The sequence below is a fragment of the Solibacillus silvestris genome, from assembly GCF_051967575.1.
Classification (GTDB): domain Bacteria; phylum Bacillota; class Bacilli; order Bacillales_A; family Planococcaceae; genus Solibacillus; species Solibacillus silvestris_B.
In genome coordinates this window covers 1-2,006 of record NZ_JBQCJW010000074.1, presented here as the reverse complement: position 1 = coordinate 2,006, position 2,006 = coordinate 1, and the positions used below count along the sequence as shown (strand labels likewise).

Annotated in this window: 3 protein-coding genes; all 3 read left to right on the top strand. The window is 38.8% G+C overall.

Annotation, left to right across the window (positions count from 1 at the left end):
• Positions 1-82: 82 nt before the first annotated feature.
• Positions 83-274 (top strand): hypothetical protein, encoded by a 192-nt coding sequence (locus ACTHOQ_RS18795; RefSeq protein ID WP_440497719.1) that lies wholly within the window; start codon positions 83-85, stop codon positions 272-274.
• Complete coding sequence (tnpB, locus tag ACTHOQ_RS18790) at positions 271-624, top strand: IS66 family insertion sequence element accessory protein TnpB (protein ID WP_440497718.1); 354 nt, start codon at positions 271-273, stop codon at positions 622-624. The genes ACTHOQ_RS18795 and tnpB overlap by 4 nt, the downstream gene beginning before the upstream one ends.
• A 53-nt stretch (positions 625-677) precedes the next feature.
• Positions 678-2,006 (top strand): IS66 family transposase (gene tnpC / locus ACTHOQ_RS18785; protein ID WP_440497717.1); only part of this gene is annotated, 1,329 nt, incomplete at its 3' end.

Sequence of the window (2,006 nt, the reverse complement as noted above, 5' to 3'; positions counted from 1 at the left end):
GTAAGCCCGTAATCAAACAACGCATATAAAACATCAGGCACCTCCGGTACGATAAATGTATCAATCAAAGGAGGTGCCATTTATGTCTACAAACAAATTAACCATTGTTCCCGTCAAACTCGATCCTCTTCTAGTTGAAACTTCTTCGAATCATTCACTCCAATACACTGCTAAGCCAAGTTGTGTAATTAAAACCACTGTGGCTGAAATTTCCTTCTTCAATGGCGTAGATGAGCGCATTATCCAAACCATTATGAAGGAGCTGAAGGGATGAAACAGAATTTTACGAGCGTGCAAAACATCTACATCATCTGCGGCAAGACAGACATGCGTAAAGGTATTGATGGTCTCGCAACGCTCATTCAAGATACTTTCGAATTGGATCCGTATAGTGATTCTATCTTTCTGTTTTCTGGATGGAGCAAGGACCGTTATAAATGTTTGTATTTCGATGGAGATGGCTTCGCCATGCTTTATAAAAGATTAGATAATGGAAAATTACAATGGCCAAAAGATGAAAATGAGGTACGCAAACTTTCGCAACAAGAGCTCCGTTGGTTATTAGAAGGATTATCTCTACAACAGCCAAAGGCGATTGCAAAATCTACAAAAGGTATCTTTTAATAGCCCTATTTTAAGTGGTATAATCATTCATAACTTAAATTGAACGAAATGTGGTGAATGATTTGGGAAACCTTTCAAATGAAAAAGTGATTCAATTATTGGAAGAACAATTAGCCTACACAAAAGAACAAAATAAAAATTTAACCAAACAAATTGAAACATTAACTGAACAAATTCGCCAATTAACAAAAGCTTTATACGGTTCTAAATCAGAAAAATCAAAGTATCAAGTACCAGATGGACAAGGCTCATTATTTGAAGACGATCCGTCTTTTAACGAACCTGAGCAGACAGAAGAACAAAGCACCGAAACGGTTAGTTATACGGTTACTCGTAAAAAGACAAATAAAAAACGAAATGATTCGTTTCATGAGGATATAGAAATTGAAGAAATTCATCATCACCCAGCCAACTTAGCTTGTGACTGCTGTCGTGGGGAGATGATAGAGTTCAGTTCAACATTGATACGTGAAGAGGCGAAATTTATTCCAGCCTCCCTGAAGCGTGTGCAACATTTTGAACATGTGTATGAGTGCAAAACGTGTAAAAACGATGCCCTACTAAAAGCTCAAATTAAACGAGGTAAAGCACCGCAAGGTCCGATCCAAAGAAGCATTGCCGGTCCTACTGTTTTGGCAAAGCTTATCTACGATAAGTTTATCCAATACTTACCTCTTTACCGTCAGGTAAATGAATGGGAGCGCCATGGACTACATACAAATGATAAAAATCTATCCAATTGGGTAATACGTGTGGCAGAGGATTGGCTTCAACCGCTTTATAATTTGATGAACCAATTATTAACGGCAAAATCTGTGTTGCATATAGATGAAACCTATGCACAAATAATTAAGCGTTCAGATGGAAAGCCAGCTCAATCAAACGCTTATAACTGGGTATGTCGCAGTGTACAAAGTGAAGGTCCCATTATCGTTCTATTTAAGAGTGCTCTTTCTCGAGGGCGCGCTGTATTAGAAGATTTAATTAGGGGATTCAAAGGTACTGTCATCTGTGATGGGTATTCAGCTTACGGTCAATTACCTCATGTTCAATTCGCCAACTGTTGGGCTCACGTACGCCGTTATTGGTTAAAAGCCGATAGTAAAAATGGACGAATAGGCGTGCAGTATTGCGATCGGTTGTTTCATATCGAGCGTAAAATCAAACATCTTTCTCCAGAAGAGCGCGTGCAAGTTCGCCAACAAGAAGCAAAACCGATCGTTGATGAATTTTTGGATTGGATTGATCGTTCGCCTTTCTTCGGTAAAAATGCCATTGCGAAAGCAGCTGAATATACATTAAGCCGTTCATCAGAGTTAAAGGTTTTCCTTGAAAATGGGTATGTCGCCATTGATAACAATCCCGCTGAAAATGCCATTCGT